Origin of the sequence: Cryobacterium cheniae, assembly GCF_004403395.1 — a bacterium.
GTDB lineage: Bacteria > Actinomycetota > Actinomycetes > Actinomycetales > Microbacteriaceae > Cryobacterium > Cryobacterium cheniae.
Map to the genome: position 1 here is coordinate 24113 of NZ_SOGN01000029.1, position 6243 is coordinate 30355.

Genomic DNA, 6243 nt, shown 5'->3' on the forward strand with positions numbered 1-6243 from the left:
CCAATGCTCAGCCCCATCCGCACCCTCCGCACCCCCAGCCCCATCCGCACCCTCCGCACCTCGCTGATCGCCGGCGCCGCGCTCACCGCTGCCCTCACCCTCAGCGCCTGCGGCAGCACGTCCCCCGCCGCCGACGCCCCGGCCGCCGCCGAAAGCGGCGGCTCCACCGCCACCGCCACCGCATCCGCCGCCAACGCCGCGGATGTCGACTTCGCCCAGATGATGATCCCCCACCACGAACAGGCCGTCCAGATGAGCGACGACCTGCTCGCCAAGCGCGGCATCGACCCGCGCGTCGTGGCCCTGGCGACCGAGATCAAGGCCGCACAAGAGCCCGAGATCACCCAGCTGACGGACTGGCTGGGCGAGTGGGGCGCCGACACGGGCGGCATGTCCGACATGAACCACGGCACCGACGGCATGATGAGCGAGGCCGACATGATGACGCTCGACAACGCCTCGGGCGCCGACGCCGACCGGGTATTCCTCGAGCTGATGATCGCACACCACGAGGGCGCGATCGCCATGGCGCAGACGCACATCGACGAGGGCGGCAACGCCGACGCGCAGGCGCTCTCGTCCGCCATCGTCGCCTCGCAGTCCGCCGAAATCGCCGTCATGACCGACCTCCTCACCGAGTACTGACGATGACGACTTCCAGGAGAACCCTCCGCCTCGGCGGCGCCGCCGTGATCACCGTCGGCCTCACGGCCGCGCTGGCCGGCTGCGCGCCCACTCCGGCTGCCCCGGCAACCGGCGAGTCCACCACCACGGCCGCCTTCGAACACGTCCACGGCCTCGGCGCCGACCCGTCCACCGGCGAGACCTACGCCGGCACGCACCAGGGTGTGTGGCAGATCCCGACCGGCCTGCTCCCCGACAGCTACCTGGCCGGCGCGCCGGATGCCACGCTCACCCGGCCCGCCCCGAGCGACGGGCCGGCCTTCGACGCCATGGGGTTCACGGTGGCCGCGCCGGGCCTGCTTCTGGCCTCCGGACATCCGGGGTCCGACCCGTCCACGTTGTCGGCACCGAATGTTGGACTGATCAGCAGCACGGATGCGGCGGCCACCTGGACGGACGTCTCCCTCGCCGGCGAGATCGACTTCCACGACCTCGATGCGGTGACCCTGCCCTCGGGAGCCCTGCGCGTCTACGGCTACGACGCCGCCTCCGGCACGGTCAGCATCAGCGACGACGACGGCGGCACCTGGTCGTCCGGGGCCGCGCTGGCGTTGCGCGACCTCGCCGCCGACCCGGCGAACCCCGATCAGGTCTTCGCGACCACACAAGACGGCCTCGCCCGGAGCGACGACGCCGGACGCACGTTCGCGCCGGTCCCCGGCGCTCCGATGCTGTACCTGATCGACGTTCAGGATGCCGCGGCCGGCGGCGGAGTCGTCGGCGTCGACCCGGACGGCGTGCTCTGGCACCAGGCGGCCGGCGACGGAACCTGGACCCGGGGAGGCCAGACCCAGGGCAGCCCGGAAGCCTTCGGCTTCGTCGGCGGCGGCGCACCCTGGCTCCTCGCCGCCGACCGTCGCGGTGTCGTCGCCACTGACGACTTCGGCCTCACCTGGACCGCGCTCGTCGCGGCCCCCGCCTAGCCCGGTGCGACGGATGCTCGAACTCGACCTCGGGGACATACTCGCAGTGACGGGAACGTCGTCTGCCAGGGAAGGAGACCCATCATGATGTGGGGTTATAACGGGAGTCTGGGCTGGACCGTGCTCTTCGGCCTGATCACCCTCATCAGTGTGATCACACTCATCGTGCTGGCCGTGCGCCTGTCGGCCGGAACCAACGACCGGCGCGAAACGGGACCGCCGCCCGGCGGGCCCGGAACCCCGGGCACCGGCACCACGGGCCTCGGAACACCCGGGCGCAGCCGCGCCCGCCAAATCCTCGACGAGCGCTTCGCGACCGGCGAGCTGACCCAGGAGCAGTACCTCGAGCAGGTCCGGGCTCTCGGCGAGGACCCGGTGTGAAACCGCTCAGCCGCCGGGCCGCACTCACTCTCGGCGGCCTCGGCGTGGCCGGCACCGTCGTCGGCGGGGCCGGGCTACTCTGGAGCCGCCAGGCCGACCCGTCCGTGAGCCCTGACGAAACCCAGCCGCCGCTCTCCGGATACGCCGACGGCGACCCGCTGCGCCAGCCGCCCGAGCTGCGGAGCGTCGACGGACTGCTCGAGGTGCAACTGGAGGCCGCTCCCGGCCCAGCCGAGATCGGCGGCCGCACCCTGACGGTTCTCGCCTACAACGAGGGGCTGCCCGGCCCGACCCTGCGCCTGCGGCCCGGAGACCGGCTGCGGGTGCGCCTCCGGAACGGCCTCGCCGAGCCCACCAACCTGCACGTGCACGGCCTGCACGTCTCCCCCGAGGGAAACAGCGACAACCCGTTCGTCATGATCGAGCCCGGTGACGCGTTCGACTACGACTACCGTCTGCCGCGGGACCACCCGGCCGGCCTGTTCTGGTACCACCCACATCACCACGGGCAGGTCGCCGACCAGATCTTCGGCGGCCTGTACGGCGCCATCGTCATCGACGACTCCGCCCCTCTCCCGGTGGCCCGCGAGCGCGTGCTGGTGATCTCCGACATCACCCCGGGCGGGGCCGGCGGGGTTGCCTCGGCCAGCCCGGCCGAACGGATGCGCGGCCGCGAGGGCCGTCTCGTCCTGGTGAACGGCCAGCTGAAGCCCGGCATCGGCATCCGTCCGGGCGAACGCGAGCGCTGGCAGATCGTCAACGCCTGCGTCTCCCGTTACCTGCGGCTGAGCCTCGACGGCCACGGGATGCAGCTGCTCGGCCTCGACGCCGCCCGATTCGAAACGCCCCGCGACGTGGAGGAGGTGCTGCTCGCGCCCGGCAACCGCGCCGACCTGCTGGTCACCGCGGCCACCGGCACCCCCGGCCCCCCGGCCACTCTCCGCGCCCTGCCCTACGACCGGGGAAGCATGGGCATGGGCGGCATGATGGGCGGCTCCCCCTCGTCGACTGCGACGGTCGACCTCGCCACCGTAACCGTGGCCGGCGAACCGGTGGCCGCGGCATCCGCCGTTCCCCGCCAGCCGGCCCCGCGCGACCTGCGCGGTGTCGCGGTCACGGCCCGTCGCGAGCTGGCCTTCGCCATGGGCATGGGCATGGGCGGCGGCGGCGGAATGAGCTTCACCATCAACGGCGACTCGTTCGACGGCGACCGGGTGGACACGACCGTGCAGACCGGCAGCGTCGAGGAATGGCTGCTGTCGAACTCGAGCCCGATGGACCATCCGGTGCATCTGCACGTATGGCCGATGCAGCTGATCGAGGACAACGGTCGCGCCGCCCAGACCGTCCAATGGCGGGATGTGGTCAATGTGCCGGCCGGCGGAACAGTACGGGTGCGCATCGCATTCGACGATTTCCCGGGCCGCACGGTCTACCACTGCCACATCCTCGACCACGAGGATTTCGGCATGATGGGCGTGATCGAGGCCCGGGGTGGCCCCGCACCCGGCGCCGGCTGAGCCGCCGCTGCCGAATCCACCACCACCACCACCGCCGCGCTCCCGGCTGCGTCACCGCCGCCCCGGTGCCTACAGGCTGCTCACCTAGAATGATCGGGAAAGAATTGAAGGACATGAAGCACACTGGTTTGTTCCGGCGCTCTGCGCCGGTTGCGGTCGAAACCGGCCGCCTCGCTGATTTCGCTTACCTCCAACCCGGAGCGGTCTACCTCGACTCCGCCTGTCAGAGCCTCCGGCCGCAGCCGGTCCTCGACGCCCTGACCGAGTACTACACGGAGTACAACGCCTGCGGCGGTCGCGTGAAGTACGCCTGGGGCACCCGCGTCGACCGGGAGGTGCAGGACGCCCGCACGGCCGTGCTCGACCTGCTCGGCCTCTCCGGCCGCAGCCACGCGGTCTCCTTCACTCTCAACACCACCTTCGGCCTCAACCTGCTGCTGCAGCAGCTGCCGCAGGGCCGGTTCGGCCGGGTGGTCACCAGCCACATCGAGCACAACTCGGTCTTCCTGCCCACCATGACGGCGGCCACCAGACTGGGTGTACCCCGCCTGGTGCTCGACCGCGCCCCCGACGGCGCCCTGGTCTACCAGCCGGCCCAGCTCGAACGTGCGGTCGTGGTCGTCAACGTGGCCTCGAACATCGACGGCCGCCTGCTCACCAACCTCACCGACCTGGTGCGCGACACCCACGCCCGCGGCGGCATCGTCATCCTCGACGCAGCCCAGGCCATGGCGCACGAACGCACCCTGCTGGCAAAGACCGAGGCCGACGCGCTCTGCTTTTCCGCCCACAAGATGTACGGCGCCAGCCTCGGGGTGGTCGTGGCCGCCCACGACCTGCTCGGTTCCCTCGAGCTCACCTTCGTGGGCGGCGGCATGGTGGCGGATGTCCGCGAAGACTCCTTCGACCTGCTCACCAACGACCCGGGTGCCCTGCTGGAACCCGGACTGCAGGCCTGGGGCGAGATCATCGCCCTGCGCCGCGCGATCGAGTGGGTCGGCACAGTGCGCCCCGACGGCCGGCCCGCGGCCGAGCACATCCAGGGCCTCTCGCAGCGCCTCTTCGAGGGCCTCAGTGACATCCCCGGGCTCACCCTGGTCAACAGCGAGGCCAGCCCGGTGATCAGCCTTTACGCGCCGAAGCAGGATTCGCACCGGCTCGCCGTGTTCCTCTCCCAGTCCCAGATCATGGTGCGCAGCGGCTACTTCTGCGCCCACCACTATCTGAAAGAACAGCTCGGGCTGCCGCCGTTGCTGCGCTTCTCGCTCGGGCTGCACTCGACCACGGCCGATATCGATCAGGCCGCACAGGCCCTCGCGCGCCTCATGAAAGGCCTCTCCTAAGTGTTCTGTATTGCCGCATTCATCGTTCTCGTCTTCATGGCGGCCGTGTCGGCCCGCTATCGCCGGTACCTCGGCAAGGCCTGGAACTGCACCCTCCGCCGCGTCACGTTCCGCCCCTGCGACACCACCTTCAAGCAGGACATCAAGGACCACCTGCTCGCGCCGCTGGCGGTGCGCCGTCCGGGGCTGGTCGGGCCGGCATCCGTCGCCCTCGAGGTGGTCGCGCTGCTCGTGGTGCTCACCACCGTCTGGAGTGCCTACGTCGTCGTCAAGAGCGGCGTGAACCTCTACGTCTACGGCACCTGCAACAAGCAGGATTCCGCGTCGTGCAGCCTGGGCGCCGAGGCCTGCTCGATCCCCGACCAGACCCCCACCTTCGGTGAATCGCTGCTGTCCGGCGATGTGATCGGGGCGTTCGGCAACGACTTCGCCAGCCTCGGCGAGACGTTCTCCGCGATCCCGTCCCGCATGCAGAACTGGGACGCCGAGGAATACCTGCCCGCCAACGCCAGTTACCTGGCCGCCTACGACGCGAAGAAGGAAACCGCGCTCGAGGTCATCGACCCCGGCTGCACGTACTGCCTGCAGTTGTTCAACAACATCGAAGAGGCCGGGTTCGACGACCGGATGAACCTCACCTACATCGCCTACCCGATCGCGTCCGCCGACGGCTACAAGTTCGAGAACTCACTGCTCGTCACCCAGTACCTCGAGGCGCTTCGGCTGAACCCCCTCGAGGGCGCTGAGACGCCGGTCGACTGGGAGATCCTCCGCCGGATCTACACGGAAGACAACGACAAGGGGGTGTCCTGGCAGAGCGTGATCAACGGCGCCGAGCCGGCTTCCGCCACCGCGCTGCTGCAGGACTGGTCAGCCGAGTTCGGGCTCAGCCCGGAGCAGGTCGCCTCCGTGGCATCCGTCGCCGCTTCCGATGAGGTCGCCGACATCATCGCCACCAACACGCAGCTGGTCGAGGAGCGCATTCACACCGTGAAGATCCCGTCGATCATCTTCGACGGCCGACGTCACGACGGTCTGGTCTCGGTGGGCGACCTGGACTAGGGTGCGTCTCCCAAAGCCTGCTGAGGATTTTGGGAGAAATGGCCATGTCGGCATTCACGGATCAGAGTCGCCTGGTCTCGGAAATCGCGGATACCGTGCTCGCTCCGGCTCTTCAGCGCCATCGTCATCGTCATCGTCATCGGGATGGTCGCTCTCAGCAGATTCGACGGCGTTGAGAAGCCTCGACAGGCCGACTTGGTGCGAAACGCTTCCCGAACTCTGATCGAGCAAGCCGAGGGCGTTGTATCGGAAGGCGCTGAGCTGTCCATGGACGAAGCATTCGCGGCTTTGCGGACATATGCGCGCGACCACAACCGCACGCTGACCACC

Annotated in this window: 7 protein-coding genes; all 7 read left to right on the forward strand. The window is 69.6% G+C overall.

What is annotated here, in order from left to right:
• Positions 1–3 precede the first annotated feature (3 nt).
• The gene (locus E3T23_RS05420) at positions 4–645 is read left to right on the forward strand and encodes a DUF305 domain-containing protein (protein ID WP_134369370.1); all 642 of its coding nucleotides are present in this window, start codon (positions 4–6) and stop codon (positions 643–645) included.
• A 2-nt stretch (positions 646–647) separates the two neighbouring features.
• Positions 648–1607: a F510_1955 family glycosylhydrolase gene (locus tag E3T23_RS05425; RefSeq protein WP_134369371.1), complete on the forward strand. Its 960-nt coding sequence runs from the start codon at positions 648–650 to the stop codon at positions 1605–1607.
• A gap of 84 nt (positions 1608–1691) precedes the next feature.
• On the forward strand, positions 1692–1988 hold the full coding sequence (locus E3T23_RS05430) for an SHOCT domain-containing protein (protein ID WP_134369372.1): 297 nt from the start codon (positions 1692–1694) through the stop codon (positions 1986–1988).
• Complete coding sequence (locus E3T23_RS05435) at positions 1985–3508, forward strand: multicopper oxidase family protein (RefSeq protein ID WP_134369373.1); 1524 nt, start codon at positions 1985–1987, stop codon at positions 3506–3508. The genes E3T23_RS05430 and E3T23_RS05435 overlap by 4 nt, the downstream gene beginning before the upstream one ends.
• Positions 3509–3621: 113 nt before the next feature.
• Entirely contained in the window at positions 3622–4851 is a 1230-nt protein-coding gene (locus E3T23_RS05440; RefSeq protein ID WP_134369374.1) for an aminotransferase class V-fold PLP-dependent enzyme, read from the forward strand.
• Positions 4852–5913: a DsbA family protein gene (locus E3T23_RS05445; RefSeq protein WP_134369375.1), complete on the forward strand. Its 1062-nt coding sequence runs from the start codon at positions 4852–4854 to the stop codon at positions 5911–5913. It begins immediately after the preceding gene.
• A gap of 144 nt (positions 5914–6057) precedes the next feature.
• On the forward strand, positions 6058–6243 hold a 186-nt coding region (locus E3T23_RS05450), incomplete at its 3' end, for an ANTAR domain-containing protein (RefSeq protein WP_134369376.1).